The sequence below is a fragment of the Methylocaldum sp. 14B genome, from assembly GCF_002005105.1.
Lineage (GTDB): Bacteria > Pseudomonadota > Gammaproteobacteria > Methylococcales > Methylococcaceae > Methylocaldum.
This window is the reverse complement of sequence record NZ_MSCV01000006.1, coordinates 80950-97291: the sequence shown is the minus strand read 5'-3', so window position 1 is coordinate 97291 and position 16342 is coordinate 80950. Positions and strand designations below refer to the sequence as shown.

Annotated in this window: 14 protein-coding genes; 5 read left to right on the top strand and 9 right to left on the bottom strand. The window is 58.1% G+C overall.

The features are described 5' to 3' along the window. Position 1 precedes the first annotated feature (1 nt). The 8 genes from B2A78_RS06005 to B2A78_RS05970 all read right to left on the bottom strand — a co-directional run bounded on the left by B2A78_RS06005 (position 2) and on the right by B2A78_RS05970 (position 9795). On the bottom strand, positions 2-1021 hold the full coding sequence (locus tag B2A78_RS06005; protein ID WP_077729003.1) for a hypothetical protein: 1020 nt from the start codon (positions 1019-1021) through the stop codon (positions 2-4). A 257-nt stretch (positions 1022-1278) separates the two neighbouring features. Then, the gene (locus B2A78_RS06000) at positions 1279-1752 is read right to left on the bottom strand and encodes a hypothetical protein (protein WP_077729002.1); all 474 of its coding nucleotides are present in this window, start codon (positions 1750-1752) and stop codon (positions 1279-1281) included. Continuing rightward, positions 1749-3233 (bottom strand): hypothetical protein, encoded by a 1485-nt coding sequence (locus B2A78_RS05995; RefSeq protein WP_077729001.1) that lies wholly within the window; start codon positions 3231-3233, stop codon positions 1749-1751. The genes B2A78_RS06000 and B2A78_RS05995 overlap by 4 nt, the downstream gene beginning before the upstream one ends. Before the next feature lie 10 nt (positions 3234-3243). After that, positions 3244-4359 carry a prenyltransferase/squalene oxidase repeat-containing protein gene (locus B2A78_RS05990; protein ID WP_077729000.1) on the bottom strand — a complete coding sequence of 372 codons (1116 nt, stop codon included), beginning with the start codon at positions 4357-4359 and terminating at the stop codon, positions 3244-3246. A gap of 31 nt (positions 4360-4390) precedes the next feature. Beyond that, positions 4391-5107, bottom strand: a complete 717-nt coding sequence (locus B2A78_RS05985) for a hypothetical protein (RefSeq protein ID WP_077728999.1) — start codon at positions 5105-5107, stop codon at positions 4391-4393. 39 nt (positions 5108-5146) lie between these two features. Beyond that, entirely contained in the window at positions 5147-6382 is a 1236-nt protein-coding gene (locus tag B2A78_RS05980; protein ID WP_077728998.1) for an inositol-3-phosphate synthase, read from the bottom strand. 573 nt (positions 6383-6955) lie between these two features. After that, positions 6956-8374, bottom strand: coding sequence for a sigma-54 dependent transcriptional regulator (locus B2A78_RS05975; protein ID WP_077728997.1), 1419 nt, complete (start codon positions 8372-8374; stop codon positions 6956-6958). After that, positions 8371-9795 carry a HAMP domain-containing sensor histidine kinase gene (locus tag B2A78_RS05970; RefSeq protein ID WP_077728996.1) on the bottom strand — a complete coding sequence of 475 codons (1425 nt, stop codon included), beginning with the start codon at positions 9793-9795 and terminating at the stop codon, positions 8371-8373. Before B2A78_RS05970 ends, B2A78_RS05975 begins: the two co-directional genes overlap by 4 nt. A gap of 286 nt (positions 9796-10081) precedes the next feature. Here B2A78_RS05970 and B2A78_RS26275 point away from each other — a divergent pair, with 286 nt between their 5' ends. The 3 genes from B2A78_RS26275 (at position 10082) to B2A78_RS05955 (ending at position 13286) form a co-directional block, all read left to right on the top strand. Further along, the gene (locus B2A78_RS26275) at positions 10082-11797 is read left to right on the top strand and encodes a thrombospondin type 3 repeat-containing protein (RefSeq protein WP_240502426.1); all 1716 of its coding nucleotides are present in this window, start codon (positions 10082-10084) and stop codon (positions 11795-11797) included. An 80-nt stretch (positions 11798-11877) separates the two neighbouring features. Next, entirely contained in the window at positions 11878-12525 is a 648-nt protein-coding gene (locus B2A78_RS05960) for a cohesin domain-containing protein (RefSeq protein ID WP_077728995.1), read from the top strand. Between the two features lie 86 nt (positions 12526-12611). Beyond that, a complete protein-coding gene (locus B2A78_RS05955; protein ID WP_077728994.1) occupies positions 12612-13286 on the top strand; it encodes a hypothetical protein in 675 nt (224 codons plus the stop codon). A 32-nt stretch (positions 13287-13318) separates the two neighbouring features. On the opposite strand, the gene B2A78_RS05950 is transcribed toward B2A78_RS05955, so the two are convergent. After that, entirely contained in the window at positions 13319-13936 is a 618-nt protein-coding gene (locus B2A78_RS05950) for a VTT domain-containing protein (RefSeq protein ID WP_077728993.1), read from the bottom strand. A gap of 145 nt (positions 13937-14081) precedes the next feature. On the opposite strand from B2A78_RS05950, the gene B2A78_RS05945 reads away from it, so the two are divergent. Both B2A78_RS05945 and B2A78_RS05940 read left to right on the top strand, forming a co-directional pair. Further along, positions 14082-15323 carry a radical SAM protein gene (locus B2A78_RS05945; protein WP_077728992.1) on the top strand — a complete coding sequence of 414 codons (1242 nt, stop codon included), beginning with the start codon at positions 14082-14084 and terminating at the stop codon, positions 15321-15323. 22 nt (positions 15324-15345) lie between these two features. Further along, positions 15346-16338 carry a methyltransferase gene (locus tag B2A78_RS05940; RefSeq protein ID WP_168175358.1) on the top strand — a complete coding sequence of 331 codons (993 nt, stop codon included), beginning with the start codon at positions 15346-15348 and terminating at the stop codon, positions 16336-16338. Positions 16339-16342 lie beyond the last annotated feature (4 nt).

Below are 16342 nucleotides of genomic sequence, written 5' to 3'. Positions count from 1 at the left end.
GTCAATCCGAGTGTTTCGTCAAAAATTGAAAGTAGCGGTCCGAATAGCGGCGCATGGCCGGAGACAAGGGAACGAATGCTCGCGATTCTCCGTGTCTGGACGCCCCGGACGGCGGTGCGAGCTCCCCCGATGCCGGCCGCGTTACCGAACTGTGCTTCAGCGCCCGGCGCCGGTTCGAAGCGTGTTCGCCTTTGCCCCGTTCGAGGTCGGTCCAACGAAGCGTGAGTTCCGCTTGCTCCGTGCTACGGCCGTAGGTTCTCGAAAAATCCGAGCCCTCGCCCGCCGCAGAGGTTTTTTGAGCGGCCCGATCATCGGGCGATACGTGATCCGATGTCGTCGACTGCCCGCCGGATCGATCCGGCGACGGCATGGACCTTATGGACTGTCGTCCCCCGGTTTCCTGTCCCGAGTTTTTCGCACTCGCGGCGTTCCGAATCGGCGTTTCGCTCGTATGGGATTTCGGCGGCTGCGCTAGTCGAGGATTTCGCTCCGTTTCCTCACGAAGACTGCTCGCCGCAACGAATTGCGAAACCTTGGAGTGGGTATCGGGATTTTCGGAAAACGAAATCGGCTTTTCCGGCGTGAATTGTCCGACTTGTTCAAGGGGCGTCTTCCCATCGGCCGCAACCGGAAATGTTCGGTCCGCGCCCACGGAAAACAGCACGAAAAAGCCGCCCAGCCCCAGTCCGAGCGGTATCCAGGCATTGGACCAGGCCTCGAGGCGGGGCAGTCGCTCGGGATATTGTTTCCAGGAGGCGGCGGACAATTCAGCTTGCTCGAGCACATAAAACCTCATGCGGCTCCGGTCGACGGAATCCTGGAGCACCAGATCGAGGCTCGTAATGAACAGGTTCTTGCCGTCGAATGTTTCATCCAGTCGTTTTGCGGCTTTCCGATAATCGGAACGGGAAAAGCACATGAAAAACACGGGAGGAATCAGTACGGGCAGTAATGAAATCGCAAACGTCGCAGAAAGCGGCAGCGGACGTAGCCCGAGATGAACGGCCCCTGCCAGAGCCATAAGCACAGCGGAACACCATGACCCGATTCGGAACAGCTTCCACGCGCCGCACCACCGAAGCCGCGCGGCTGTTGTCTTAAGCAGCGCGGAAAGGTTCGGGCAATCGACTAGTGCATTTTCCGATTCGGCGTAGCGGAACCCAAATGTAGGTCGGCAATCCTTTGCCGACAAAACCCCTTGCCGATCTTGTGCGTCGGCAATGGATTGCCGACCTACGATCTTCCGACCCGTACCGCTAAACCGGGGTGAAAAACGCGCTAATGGGTGATCCAGCCGAGCCATACCTTGTCGAACCGCCAGACGAAATAGACGAGCACCAGACTCAAGACGCCGTGCCACGGCCAAGGAGAGCTGTGACTGATCCTCCCGAGCCCACGATTAATGGCCAGAAGCACCGACGAGAATGTGAGAGCCGCCGCCAATCCTCTCGCCAACATCCATGCATCCGCGGCACCGCCTGCCCAAACGAGGGTAAGCAAGGGAAGCGGCACGAGCCAGAACGCCAGCATTCCTTGGGCGTGTTCAATCGGATCATTCTCGACCGGCATCGTTGCCATCAGCGCCGCCGCGCAAGCTTGAACCAGCCACAACGCTTCGACGGCAGTTCTCAACGTCTCATCCGTTTTCGCCGACGCTGCCGTCGAATCCGACATTAATTGTCCGGCCGTCCAGATCAGTACGGGTCCGCAGCACAACAGCGCCATCAACAAACCGAAGCGAACCGAATTCATAAGCGGGCCTTGATAAGCAGCCATTCCGCATCGCCCGGCACTTCGTTCCCGCGCCACAGGCGCGATGCATAGGGAATAAGCAGCGCCGCCATCCGATCCCGATTTAGGTAGGGGCGCAGCTTGTAGGCTTCGGGACTGTCAGGAGCGACCGGAGCTTGGTTCTCGGCAGACCAGCGCTCGCCGGGACGCAATGACGGCAGAGCGAACAGCTTGCCGTCCCAGGCTAGCAGTCCAGCCGGCTGAGTCGTTCCGCCGGGATTCGCGACGGCGACGGCATCCTGGTCGAGATCGAGCGTCAATGGCGGATGGAATCGGCGGATGGTTCCCCGAAACAGCAGCTCGTCGTACGAAAACAATTCGGTCTTTAGCGCCAGCCCGTGAGTTTCGGGCCGGTCGATGTCCAATTGAATGTCCGGGTAGGTCTCTGCCTTCGGTAGCCAGAATTTGATCGGCGCCGGCAGCCTGCCTTGCCAGCGGCCGGTGCCCGACACGGTCAGGAGCGCGACGAAGCGAGCGTTGTCGTCTCCCACGCTGGTTTCGGTCCAGCCGGTCAGCCGCATCTCCGGCGGCTTGCCGGTCAGCAAAGCCGCGGCCAAGGCGCTGAAAGCCAAGGGCAATAAAAACAGGGGCCAGGGACGCGGCGATGTGAGGCCGGCCACGCTCAAGGCGGTGAAATAACAAAACAATAGAACGGCCGCCGTGCGCAAGGCCATGGGAGGCTGCGCCGCGGACAAATCCCGGAGATCTTGAATGCCGGGCAGAGACGGCTGCGCGCGGTCGAGCAGTTCACCGGCAAGCTCCGCCCCCTGGCCGGGATGTTCGGCGCGGATAGCGAACGCACCTCCGCATCCCGCCTCGGCTTCGAGGTTTTCCCAGGTTTCCTCCGCTCCCAGAAATACGAGACGCCCGCAATCCCGGAGATAGTCCGACAGAGCCTCGAACTGCTCCGGATCGAGCTCGGCGAATTCCCGGTCGCCCAGGAGAATCATGTCGACGACCTGGTAGGATTGAGCCATTCTGGGCAAGTCGGACGCGTGCGCGCTTATGACCGCGGCGGTTCCGGCCAGGGATTCCAATAGGCTATTTGTCTCGACGCCTTCGGCCGCGACCGCCACCGCCCTGCCGCTGATCGGGTACGAGGCCGCGATCTCCGCTTCGAAAGTCCGACGGTTCGGCAGGAAACCGCTTATCCGAATCGGTTGTTCCGCGGACGGCGTGACGGGTATCGAGATAAACCGGGGAGTGCCGGGGTCTACCGCTAATGCCGCGTCGATCGGGGCCGTATCTCCGGAGACGAGCCGAACGGCGGCCCTGCCTCCCTCGGCGGAAATCAGGGTGAGCCCGATCTCGGTCCGGACGCCGCTCCGAAAATACCCGCCCCAAGCGATTTTCGCTGTCAGTTGTTCCGGCTCGTCCGCTCCCGCGTCGAGGCTCAACGCCAAGAAGACGGGAAGCAACTTCAGAAGCGGACGGCCGATCATCGCGTCAAACTCAGCGCACTGCCAAATTGAGCGCAATGATGCTCCATGCCGTGACCAGATTCTTGTCGCCCTCCCACCATTTCGTGGTCGAGTTGACCCAGGAACCGTCTGGATTCTGAAGGCTGACGAGCTTGCGCATCAAATCTTCCCGCCAATTGTGCTTGCTTCCTTTCCCGTCGGTAATTTCCGCTTCCCCGTAGGCGTACATGCTCTTCGCAAAAGCGTTGTAATAGTAATAAAGACCCTGCTTATTAGGCGCTCCGGGATTTTCGTCGACGCTGTAATGGTTACGAATCCAGTCGTAAGCCGCCTGAACGCGCGGATCTTGCTTGTCCGCGCCGGCAAACAGCAGGCTGAGCAGACCCGCGTGGGTCATGCCGCCATAGGAGGCGGTGGCTTCGTGCGGGCTGTATCCGGGCATATAGGTAAAGCCGCCGTCGTTGGCTGCCCAAGTCTGGTCGTTGCTTTCGCTGCGGTTTTGACAGCGGTTGATGAACACCAGGGCTTTTTCCCAGGCCGGGTCCTTGGGATCCAAGGCCGTGGCTTTCAGCGACTCGAGCGCCAGGTAGGCGTTGGAGAGGTCGGGGCGTTCATCGCCGCCATAGCCTATGCCGCCATAATATTTATGGTCCTTCGAATAGCCCTCCCCCTCGTCGATCAGATGTTTTTTCAGGAAACTCTGGCCGCCTTTGATGGCCTCTTGATACTTCGGATTTCCGGTGGCCTGAAGCGCCGTAATGGCGACTGCTGTGTTGTAGCTCAGATTCTGCATTTCACCGCTGATCGCCCCGTCCTCTCGAACACGGGATAGAACGTATTGGACAGGCTTGGTAATGAAGGCGCCGTCGTCCTCGGTGTATTTCCGGGGGCTTTCCAAAAATGCCCGCAGCGCCAGGGCGGTTATGCCGACGTTCTTGGACCAGGAACCATCTTCCGCCTGATTCTCGCGCAGATAATGAAGTCCTCGATCGATGGCACGCTTGGCCTCTTCCGCGAGCTTTTCATCCTGCTGCATCACGGTCTTTTCGATGGTTTTCCGTGACGTCGATTTATTCGTTTCCTTGGCGGCAGCGGAAACCGTCGTCGCCGACATCATCAACGCGACCAATATAGGCAGATATTTCATGGTTTGGCTCTTTATTCGGATTAACGGACGATTACGTATCATGTTGGAATTTTCCAAACGGTTCGTTCGGACTGCTTTTCCGGAATCGGCGGTCTATCCGTACCGCAGCCAGACACAGGAATCCGTAAACGAAAATCAGTAGGCCCGCCGAAGGGTATTCGTATCGGTGCATGGCGTAGGCCGTGTGCTTGTAGAACCAGGGGCTCCGCAAGTAATCGTAGTCAAGCGCCACGGCAAAGCAGGTCGGCGGGCTCATGGCCAATGCCAGATCCATCAACGGGCTGTGCTCGCCCGACCATTCCAGCCATGGGCTCAGCCATATTGGCGATGAGGCGCAGAGTATCGTCAGAGCCGCGACGAGAACGCCGGCGCGAGCTTGTGAAAAACGTCGGCCGATCACGTGTCTCAAGAGAAGAATGGTGGCTTGGATCAGTCCGATGGCCAGGCCGAGCCGAATGACCAGCGGCAGGGCCAGGGTGACCGAAACCACGAGCCAAAACGCAAAGACGCTAATGGCGGCTCCGGAACTCCAGACGAAAATGGCCAGGAGCGGGCTAGAACAAACCGACGATTTGACAGGGTAGAGAATATAGCCGACCGCCGTGCCGACTATCGCATACAGAAATAGCGCATGCATGGAAGAACCCGATTCGCCGCCACGCCAAAAATCGAGCGTCATCAGCAGCGAGATCCCGATTCCCAGCAGATACGGCGGGATCATGGCCACCAGTGGATTTCCGCGCCACATAGCCGGCTATCATCCTTCGTGCTGTTAGCCGTGAATTCCCTAAGTCGCTGCCCTTAATCCGGCGAGGTGCTTACCGCCTGACTGGGCTGCAATTTTGGACCGATGGCGCTCGACGTACTCGAGCAACAGCCCGAACTGGGCGGATAACGACTGCTCGGCCACGCCGATCGGATTCTTGAAGAAACTGGCGAGGTGTGGCGTCGGTCCGGACTCTCCTTGACAGCCGGCGAAATGGATCAGACGGATCAGATCCAGTACCAAGGGAGCGGCCAGTATGGAATCGCAGCCTTGCCAGGTGAACTGCATCGTCATGGGCACATCCATGAATCCCTGAAAGTGGATCAAGTCCCACGCCGTTTTCCAATCGCCCAAGGAAGGCACGAAATTGATGGAAACTCCCGCTTGAACCGGATAACCGAGTATTCTCTCCAGAACGGCTTCCTTATTGCCGATTTTCGCTTTGCTGTTGTCGGGATCGTTCAGTGTCCGCCCGTCGTTATTGCCGAGTAGGTTATAGCCCTCCCAGCTCATGACGCGAAGGTTGCGGCAGGCGAACATCGGCGCCAGCGCCGTTTTCACCAGCGTTTCGCCGGTTTTGCCGTCGTTGCCGCAGTACGATACGCCTTTCGCCTCGGCGAGCTGCTGCAGGGCCGCCACGTTCGCACCCAGATTGGGGGTGAAGTTGACGTAAGCGCAGCCTTCGGAAAAGCCCGCGTAGACCCAGGCCATGCCCGGCGAAATCAAATCCTTTCTGTCCTCGCTCAGGAGTTTTTCGAAAGCGGTCAAATCCAGGTGATATTCAGATAGCGGCGGATTCGGCTCGGCCGATGTCAGATTGACCAGCACCACACGATCGAAACCGAATTTGTCGATGAAGCCGCGCAGATAGCCCCGCATCCGTTCAATCAGCGCATCGAGCGGCGGCAGACGGTCTGACGGACTCAATACGTTCCATTGCAGGGAGGAATCGATGACGACGTTACCGTTGATGCGTTGCAGATCGGCCTGAACCGCATCCAGAATTTCCCGCGAAAAGGTCCGCGACTCGCGGTAAATGCGGTCGGCGGACTCCGGCACGGAGCCCTCGGCAATGTCGTGCCCGCCGAATTCGAGATTCTCCAAGGCAACCAAATTCAGATCGGCAAAAGGCGTCAGGTCTGTGACGAGTCCGGCGCCGGAGACTAATCCCCGCCGTATCGCCGAACACCCCACGAACAGCGTGTTTGCGATGTCCCCCAAGGCACCGATTATGAAAACTCCAGTTTTCGAGACCATTTTTATGAAACCTTATTATCGTTTTGATCGAGGCACGATCCTTTTCAGGCGCGGACGACCGCTGCGGAAGCGAATAGGCCGCTCGATGCGTACCAGGCAAAAAGTCAGAGTTCTGACCAACAGAACTCACTGACCGTAGATCCAGCAGCCCCAGGTGTTTACCGGCTTTGAAACTCCGGCGAGCGTGCGGCTTGGATGTACGGACGCCGGACCTGCGCAGGTGTCTCTGTCGGAATTTGGACTCCGAGCCAGAACGCGCACGGCTCACCCGTTCCAGAAAGTAGCCGACCCAGGAGAGAGATTGAGTCGGCTTTCGTGAGAAGAGAGTTTTCGATTGATTTTAGAGCAAACTATAGACCAAGTTTTAAAGCTCACCGATTCAAGACTGAATCTGCCGTAAATTCCGACACTTAGATCACCTGGTTTTCTTGGGCACGCTGACGACGGGTCGTTGGCGTGTCGGTTTTTTGTACAGACGCCTTTTTCGGTCTTTACTCAAAACCGCTTGTAAAGCCGGTACAGCTGCGGAATTCGAATCCGAGAAGGAAACAAGTACCGCTGTACAATTTTGCATCAGGAGGGGAAATATTTTTTTCTCAAGGTCGTGCGGTGCAGGCCCAAAAGTTCAGAAGCGGCTACCTGATTTCCTTTCGTGATTTGCAGAGCCTCGTCGATAATCGCGCGTTCGACCGCTTCGATCACTGTATAAAAAACCCCCAAAGTCGAATCTTTGGGTCCATCGACGTTAATGGCGTCGCGCAGCGCGCGCCGGGCGGCATCCAGTAAATCGTCCAAATCCGTGGAATCCAGGGAATGGCCGTCCGTGCGAGCCTTCGGTTTTATACCGAGTTCGTGCAGGCTTAACGAATTGCCCCGGCAGAGCAACACCGCACGCTTGATCGTATGTTCCAGCTCCCTGACATTTCCCGGCCAGTCGTGGGCTTGAATGGCTTTCACGGCGTCGGCCTCTATACCCGTGATTTGCCGGCCGAGTTCGTTGTTTGCCTGTCCAAGAAAATGCCGAGCCAGTAACGCGATATCTTCGCGGCGCGTTCGTAACGGCGGGATTTCGACCGTAATCAGTTTGAGCCGAAAATAGAGATCTTCGCGAAACCGCCCCGCGGCCGTTTCGACATCCAGATTCCGGTTGGTGGCGGCGATAAGTCTGGCTTTAAATGGAATCGACGCGACGCTGCCGACACGCTCGAAGTTTCGCTCCTGTAAAACCCTTAATAGCTTGCCCTGCAATTGAAGGGGAAGTTCTCCGATTTCGTCGAGAAACAGCGTACCGTCGCCGGCCGCTTCGAATCGACCGATGCGTCTCGCCTCCGCTCCGGTAAACGCGCCGCGTTCATGGCCGAACAATTCGCTTTCCACGATGTTCTCGGGCAAGGCGGCGCAATTGACCGCGACAAAGGGATGCTCGCGCCTAGGGCTATTGAAATGAATGCCGCGCGCGACCAATTCCTTGCCCACGCCGCTTTCTCCGGTTACCAGAATCGTGAGATCGTTGGCGGTCAGCAGGGACATCAGCTTGAAGATTTCCTGCATCGCTTTGCTCTGACCGATCATGACACCTTTGCCATTCGTATCCAGGCTAGCCTCAGCCGGGATTCCGGCGGCAGATTCGGCACGGCTCGACAGGGCACGCTGCAGCAACGTTCGAATCTGCGACAGTTCCAGAGGTTTTCCGAGATAATCGAACGCGCCGAGCCGCATCGCCTCCATTGCGCTTTGCATGGTTCCGTAAGCCGTCATGACGATGACCGGCAGTTGCGGATCGCGTGCGCGGATTTGAGCGAGGGCATCCAGACCGCTCAAATCCGGCATGTTGACATCGAGAAAAACGGCCGCCGGTTTCTCCCTCTCGACCAGCTCCAACGCTTCCCGTCCCCCGGAAGCGATGAGCGGCTCATAACCGTCCCGCTTCAGCAGCTGACTGAATGCCAGGCAGATGGCGCGTTCGTCGTCGGCGATCAGAATCTTGGTCATCTGATCGACTCAATCGGCAACAAAACGGCGAAACGCGCACCGCCCAAATCGCTTCGCGATATCTCTATAGTGCCCCCATGGAGCTCGACGAGCTCTTTGGAAATGGGCAACCCTAGCCCGAAGCCACCTTTTTTGTCGGTATGCAGCGGCGTGAAAATCAAGTCCATCCGCGACGGATCGATCCCCGAACCCGAATCCTCGACCGTTAACGAGACATGATCGCTTCCCGTCCGGCACGTTCCGATTCGGATCAGCCCGCCCGTCGTCATTGCTTCGGCGGCATTGACGAGCAGATTCAGCAACACCTGCTTGATGCGGTCGGCATCCAAGCGAACCTGCGGCAGCGAAGAGTCGAGCCGGCATTCGAGAGCAATGGCCCGGTGTTGCAGTTGCGGACCGAACAGGCGCCTTACGTCGCCGACCAGATCGTTCAGGTCGACCTCGACCGGATCGAGACTCCGGGGCCGCCCGAAGTCCAGGGCACCGGAGACCACCAATTCCAGACGACGGATCTCGTCGAGCGTTTGTCGTATCGGTTCCGCCTGAGCCTCATCGACATTCTCCTGCATCAGTTGCAGTTGCAATTTGATTGCCGTGAGCGGGTTTCTCACCTCGTGGGCGATACGGGCGGACATTTCGCCCAGGGCTTCCAGCCTGGTTCTTCGCGACAGGGCCTGTTCGAAAGATTGGAGTTTTTCCGCCATGGTGTTCAAAGCGCCCATCAATTCACCGATCTCATCGGATCGACGAGACTCGACGCGCACATCCCTGTCGCCTCCGGCGAGTCTTTCGGCCATGCGAGCGAGATCGCGCAGCGGATTGATGATGCCCGCCGCAATCCGCTGACCTGCCCACGCGATCAGCATGCCCCCCAGCAGCGTGGCTGCGCCGATCCAAACCGCCGCATTGCGGGTAGCCGACTGAACGTCGGCAAGCGATGACAGGACGGCCACCGCCCGATAGCGGGAGTCGCGCCCTGCCGGAACTAGCCTGAGAACCACACTGTAAAGACCGCTTGGCAATTGCATCGGCATCGGGCGTATACAGCCACTTTCCTGAGGACACTGCGCGAAGATTTTCGATATTTGGCGATGTGCTTCATCCCGGCCATTACCCCAGGTCGACATCGCGATATAGCCATCCCTTTGTATCAGCACGATTTCGGTCTCGAGCAATTGCCGAACCTTGAATACCAAATCGTCGGTCAGCGGAAGATTGCCCTTGGCCAAGACGGTCGCGACATTCGTAAGCTGTTCGTTGACACGCTCCTCCAGCGCTATGGAAAACATACGCGTCGTGAGCCACCAAGCGATAGCGGCTGTCACCAGCAAAACCACCGAAAAGGGAACCATCAGTTTCAGATAAATGCTGGGCGTCCAGTTCCGGAGCGCGTGCCGGCTCAAAAGGCTTGCTCTTGCCATGACCAATCGACTTTTGACGAATCGGAATGCTAGTGAAGCGGCAAGTCTACATCAACCTTTCGTGAAGGCCCGGATCACTGTCAGTTTTTTTTACAGCAGTTGGCTCGATCGTGAACACTTTTTCAAAGAAAGCAGCCACCCACTTGATTTTTAAGTCACCTTTCATCGTGGCTCGACTCTTGCTCGGAACCTCCTTGTTTCCGGAATCGCTTGGAGAGAGGGGATTCCCGGACATGGGCGCAGGGAAGCCTATCGAGACGAGTTTGAGAAGAGAGAGAGAAAACCAATGAAAAACTTACGATTGAAACCCGTGATACTGGGCACGGCGCTGAGCCTGGCCGGAACGGGCGCGCAAGCGGTCACGCCTTTCGAGCAGGATGTGGCCGTGGCGATCGACCGCGGCTTGGAATATTTAGCCAACGTGGGCGCCTACAACAACCCCAGCAGTGCCGGGGATGCAGCCGGTCTGACGGCGCTCGCATTGCTCGAGAAACGCGCTACCGGAAACCCTGCCGATCCGCCACAGGGCTATTCCGGCGCCAATGCAACCGACAAGGCCCGCATGCGCACAGTCGTCGCCTATATGCTGGATCGCGTCAACGAGACTTCGCTTTACCTGTATCGCGACGGCAGCTTCCTCATGGCACTGAGCGAATATCTGCGCTCCGGCGGACCGGACAAGGGCGACCCCAGCGCTCCGGAAATCCCCGATACCGCAGATTACGTGGATCTGATCACCGCCATCAACACGCTTTCCGACCGGATCGTCGCCGGACAGACTAAAGACAACACCCCTCCGGAAGATCCCCCGAGCACTTCGAACAACTACGGTTATTGGGGTTATACAGGTCCGGGTGCGGACTCCTCGACCACCCAGTTCGGCGTAGCCGGTCTCGCGGCGGCCAAGGCCGTGTACACGGATCCGGCCTTCGGCGATCCGGGCAATCGGCTTCCCACGCTTAATGCCGCCTTGGAGCGCTCGAAGCTGGCTTACGCCGCCAATGGGTCTGCGGCGGGTTCGAACAACTCCGCTTGCGACTCGATCGATGCTATAGAGCGAGGACACGGCTACCAAAGAACCGGTTATGCCCCCAGCCTGCAGCAAACCGCCTCGGGCACTTGGGTACAGCTCCTGGGCGGGGCCAACGTCAACGATCCATCCGTTCAGGCTTATCTCCGCTGGCTGCACAACCACTATCGCTGGCAGGACCTGGACAGCATGGGCAATAGCTGGCCCGGCAACTCTTACTGGTATTACCTCTGGAGTTCTTTCAAGGGCATGGAGTTCATGCGCCAATCGGGCATAGCGCCGGCGCCGGGCAACCTGGGTCCGGACGATCTCGGCACCAAGGCGCCCGATGCGGCCTGTACCGTACGCCAGGTACACCAGGATCCGGATGCACTGCCCCGCGTGGCGAGCTTCGGTGCCGGCGGCGTAGGTTATTACGGCGCGGACCCGACGCAGACCCAGAACCAATATTTCGACTACGCCTACGAAATCCTCGAACACCAGTGTTGGGACGGCTCTGCGCCCATCAACGGCAACGACGGTAATTTCATTTGCAACAGCGCTCCAGGTTCTTGGAATAACTACTCCAAACAAGCGTACGCGCTCCTGGTGTTGCAGCGGGCCACCGGCGGCGCCTTTATCGACAGCGACGGCGATGGCGTGCCTGATAACACGGACAATTGCCGCGCGGTTGCCAATCCGGATCAGAAAGACAGCGACGGCGACGGCGTGGGCGACGCCTGCGACAACTGCCCGAACGCTGCCAATGCCGATCAGACGGATTCGGACGGCAACGGCAAAGGCGATGTCTGCGATTTCCTGCGCTGTGACGTGGAGCCGGACGGCGATGTCGACCGCGATGACATTAATGCCATTTCCGCGGCGCGGAACCAGCCTGCCTCAGGTCCGAACGACCCGCGCGATGCTGACGGCAACGGCTGGATTACCGTGCTGGATGCGCGTAAATGCGCCACTCAGATGACTGTTCAGTAAAGCCAAGAAATACCCGACGCACCTTGCGGGGTGCGTCGGACATAACTCGAATTGAGACTTAAGACGATGGGGAAAGTGATATGAATAAATTACTCAAGATATTGGGACTTGCCGTCCCGCTCAGTCTGCTGGCCGCCCAGCCGGCCTCGGCAATTTCTCTGGTGTTTAATCCAGTTTCCCAGGACGTGGCGCTCGGTGACCCGGCTAAGGTCGATGTCATAGTCACCGACCTTAGCGGTGAGTTCGTCGGCGCCTACGATTTCAACGTGCATTGGGACGCAACCATTCTGTCTCTTGCCGATGTCACGTTCGATATCTTTTTGGATGATCAAGACCCTTTGAATGATCCCGATTCCGTTCAGAATTTTATTCCTGGTTCTGGTCAGGTGAATGTATGGGGGTTCGCGTTTTCGTCACTTGATAACCAGGACGGCAACACCGCATTCCGGTTGTTCACATTGACCTTCGATACCCTTGCAAACGGCCTCAGCCCACTGTCGTTCACGGATAACATCGCTTCGACCGGCGAGTTTTTGGGAGATGAAAACGGCGATCCGTTTGTTCCCCCGGTATCGGCTGGAAGAGGCAGTGTTTGCGTGGGGGGCAATTGCCAGCAGTCACAGCCTATCCCTGTCCCCGAACCGCCGGTCGTGATGCTGATGGGAGCGGGATTGTTGGGGTTCGCATTTAACCAAAGGCATCGTAGGGCCGGCGTTCGATCAAAATAACGGTTTAGCGAACAACGGGTGGGTGGTTTTTGATTCCCATCCGTTGTTTTCGGAGATGGAAGTTCCAGGCTGGATCGATTAAGCGCATGAATATTCGTAGGACAACCCTGTTTTCGTTACCGGCATTTCTATTGGCTATCGTCAGGGTGGATATCGCAATCGCCGCATCTTCGTCGGAACCGCCCTTCCGTCTTTCAGGTGTGGTGACGGTCGGCGACGAAGCTCGGGTTGCCATGATCGAATTCCCGGACGGCCGACAACAGACGGTGCGACGGGATACCTCGATTCCGGACGTGGGCAAAGTCGAAAAGATTTCTCGCGACCGCCTTTGGCTGAAAACGGAAACCGGCGAGATCGAGATCCAGTTGACCGCGGATGGTTTGCCGTCCGAGCAGGGGCATCGGAATTTGTTGTCGCCCGAGTCATCCAATGCCGATGCGGCAGCCCCGACAGCCAGCGAGGCCGAAACACAGCCGAAACACCGAACGGTGGAAGTAAGCGAGGAGATGGCCTACCAAATCGAACAACTGGCCAAAACCCCCGCCGCGACGGTAGACGAACTTTATTTCGCCCTCAAACCGATGCTGGGATTGCCGTCCGCAGCAGAGCTGAAGCTCAACGGCCTCAGTTTCGAACCGATGGACTCGGTCTCGCAAATCAAGCAGCAGCTGGACCAGGGACAGATGATGCGTGCAGTCGTCCAAGGCGCAGAGGGTGTCGAAATGATTTACCTTCAACCCGGTCCTACCCAGCAGCCGTAACCCGGTAGCAGGGCCGATCCGTTTTCGAGGTTTCAGTTTCCCGTTTGCATGACTTTGCTCTTCTGCTTTTTCCGGAGGCGCCATCCCAGCCAGGCAACGACGGGTAATGTCATGGGAACGATGATTCCTGGTCCGACTATCGCATCGGGTAATAGTGCGGCGCCATTTCCTGCCAGTACCACCGAGTACAATAAGTTGCCCGCAGCCGCCGTCAGCAGAAATCGAGAAAAATCCAGACCTTCGGCACCGGCTGTAAAAGCCACGGCCTCCGCCAGCACCGGGACCGGCCGGCTCGCGAACACCGCTAAGAGCGTCGGCACTTCCGGGAGCCGCGTGCCGAGCCGGGCCAGCAGCAGCCGCCCGGCGGCATAACCGATAAGATGGCCGATAGTCAGTCCCGCCCATGTCCATAATGTTCCGGAGATGAAACCGAGACGCGCGCCGAGCAGGGTTCCGATGACGCTGGACGGTATGGGCAGGAGGGTATCGCCGGCCAACAGCGCACCGCCGAGGAAGCCGAACCGAAGCGCGTTGTCATCCGTGGCCGACAGCCATCGTTCCCCGGGCAGTTCGCCAATGACGAGAAAAGGAATGATCGGTATCGCCAGTGCCGCGGAAACCACGAGAATAAGCTGTCTGTTGATTTTCATGGGTTAAACGTATCGGGAACGCGATTCGGCATACTACACTAAGTGCCGATCCCGGTAGACCTTAAAACACGCTTCGACAAGCTCAGGGCGAACGGCCTGCCGGGATAGGCTTTAAGCCCAAAGAAAAACTCAGGAGACCAATGCCATGCAGCCTCCCGCCCTCCCAGAAACCGCCAAACGCAAACTGGATCTGATTTTCGAAGGCATTCGCTACACCGACGCTTTGGGACGGGCGACGGAGCACTCGTTTCCGGGTTTCTACCCGTATCGTTTCAAACCCGGCGAACACGATCCGACCGGCAGGGGCAAGGCGATGGTTCCCTACTCGCTTGCCACGTCCGACGGCGTTTTCGCCAGGATCAAGGGAAACGGGGACTCGGCTTGGTCCGTAACCGGCTCTTTCGAATCCGGCTACCGCTTGGCTCACGATCGCGGTACGCACCCGGAAACGTCGGTCGAGTTCATGAATCTTCCCAAGTGGATGCACGGAAAAACCAGCGACGGCTTTCCCATGGCCCAGGCCGGCATCACCTTGCACCACGACATGGCGGTCATCAACGTGGCGCCTGCTTGTCAGTATTTTCTCGCCGATAAACAGGACGGGCAGTCCATGCGCTGCCTGTTTTGCGGTTACGGCGCTCCCGACGCGCGTACCGAGCAATTGGGGCAGGTGATGGATCGCACATCCTTGTCGCCCCTGACTTACACGCGCCTAAAGGAGACGCTTGATGCCGCCTTGCGGGAAAGCGAAATCCGCCACATCTATCTGGTCGGAGGCTCCATGACCGATTGGCGGGAAGAAGGCGAACGCTTCATCGAATTGGCCCGCGAGGTACAAACGGTCAATCGGCATCGGATTCCGGTCACCTGCGGTTCCGGTGCGTTGCCCGAGGAATGTCTACGCCGGTTACATGATGAGAATCTGGTGGATGCCGTTTGTTTTAATCTGGAAGTCTGGTCCGAGCGATTGTTTAGCCAGGTTTGTCCCGGCAAGCACCGGTTCGTGGGTTATCAGCGTTGGATCGGGACCCTCGAAAGTGCAGTGTCTTTTTGGGGTAAGGGACGTGTCTACACGGCCATGGTGGCGGGAATCGAACTGGAGCCGGAGTACGGATTAACCGAGAAAGAAGCGATCGAGCTTGCGCTCGAGGGCGCCGAGACGCTTGGTGCGAAGGGCATCATTCCGATTTACTCACTTTATTGGCCCATCGCGGGGCGGGATCATCCCAAACACCTGGAGAAACTGCGCAGCTACTTTGAGCGCGTTAACCTAGGCTATTTCGACATCCGCCGGAAATACGAATTGAACATTTGGGATGGATTCATGTGCCATCGCTGCGGTTACATGCAGATGGAATGCGACATCGACCATGCCCTTTGCGCCTAAGACATCACAAGGAAACGATCACATGCTCGATCCGACACCGATCATGCAACTCACCACCGCCTACTGGAATGCCATGACATTTCTGACGGCCAATCGTATCGGCGTGTTCGAAGCTCTCGCCAAGACATCCATGAGCGTCAGCGAGGCAGCCGATGCCCTGAATACCCACCCTCGGCCTACCCGTCTGCTGCTGAACTCTTGCGTTGCCTTAGGGTTACTTGAAGAATCCGAAGGGGTTTACACGAATAGCGCTCTGGCCAGTGTCTTTCTGGTGCCGGGCAGTCCGGCGTTCATGGGAAATGCCGTGCGTTACAGCGATGACCTTTACGCCACATGGGGCAAGCTGGAACAAGCGCTCCGGGAAAATCGCCCCCCTCTCGCCCAGGAAACCTATCTCGGCGACGATCCCGCGAAAACGCGCCATTTCGTCTATGGAATGCACAACCGCGCCTTGGGCATCGGCAATGCTTTGGCCGGCCTGGTCGACCTGAGCGGACGCAAACAACTGCTGGATATCGGCGGCGGACCGGGTACATATTCCGCTTTGTTCGTCCGAAGATATCCGGAACTCCGGGCGAAAGTGCTCGACCTGCCCCATGTGGTGGAACTGGCCGATGAAATCATAGGAAGTCTGGGCGCCAAGGATCGGGTGTCTACACTCGCAGGCGATTACCACACCACGAAATTCCCGACCGGTAACGATGTGGTATTGATCTCGGGGGTCCTGCATCGAGAGAGCGAAATGGGATGCCGGGAACTCATCGGCCGTGCCAAGGACACCCTGGAACCCGGCGGGCTGCTGATTTTGAGCGATGTCTTCACTGACCACGGCGGAACCGGCCCTCTTTTTGCGACCCTTTTCGGCCTCAACATGATGCTGACGGCGCCGGAGGGCGGCGTACATGCCGATACGGACGTGGCGGCGTGGATGGCCGAAGCCGGATTTACGCACATTGAAACCCTTCCCTTTCCTTCCCCGATGCCGCATCGGGTGGTCACCGGCATGGTCGGCTAGGAGA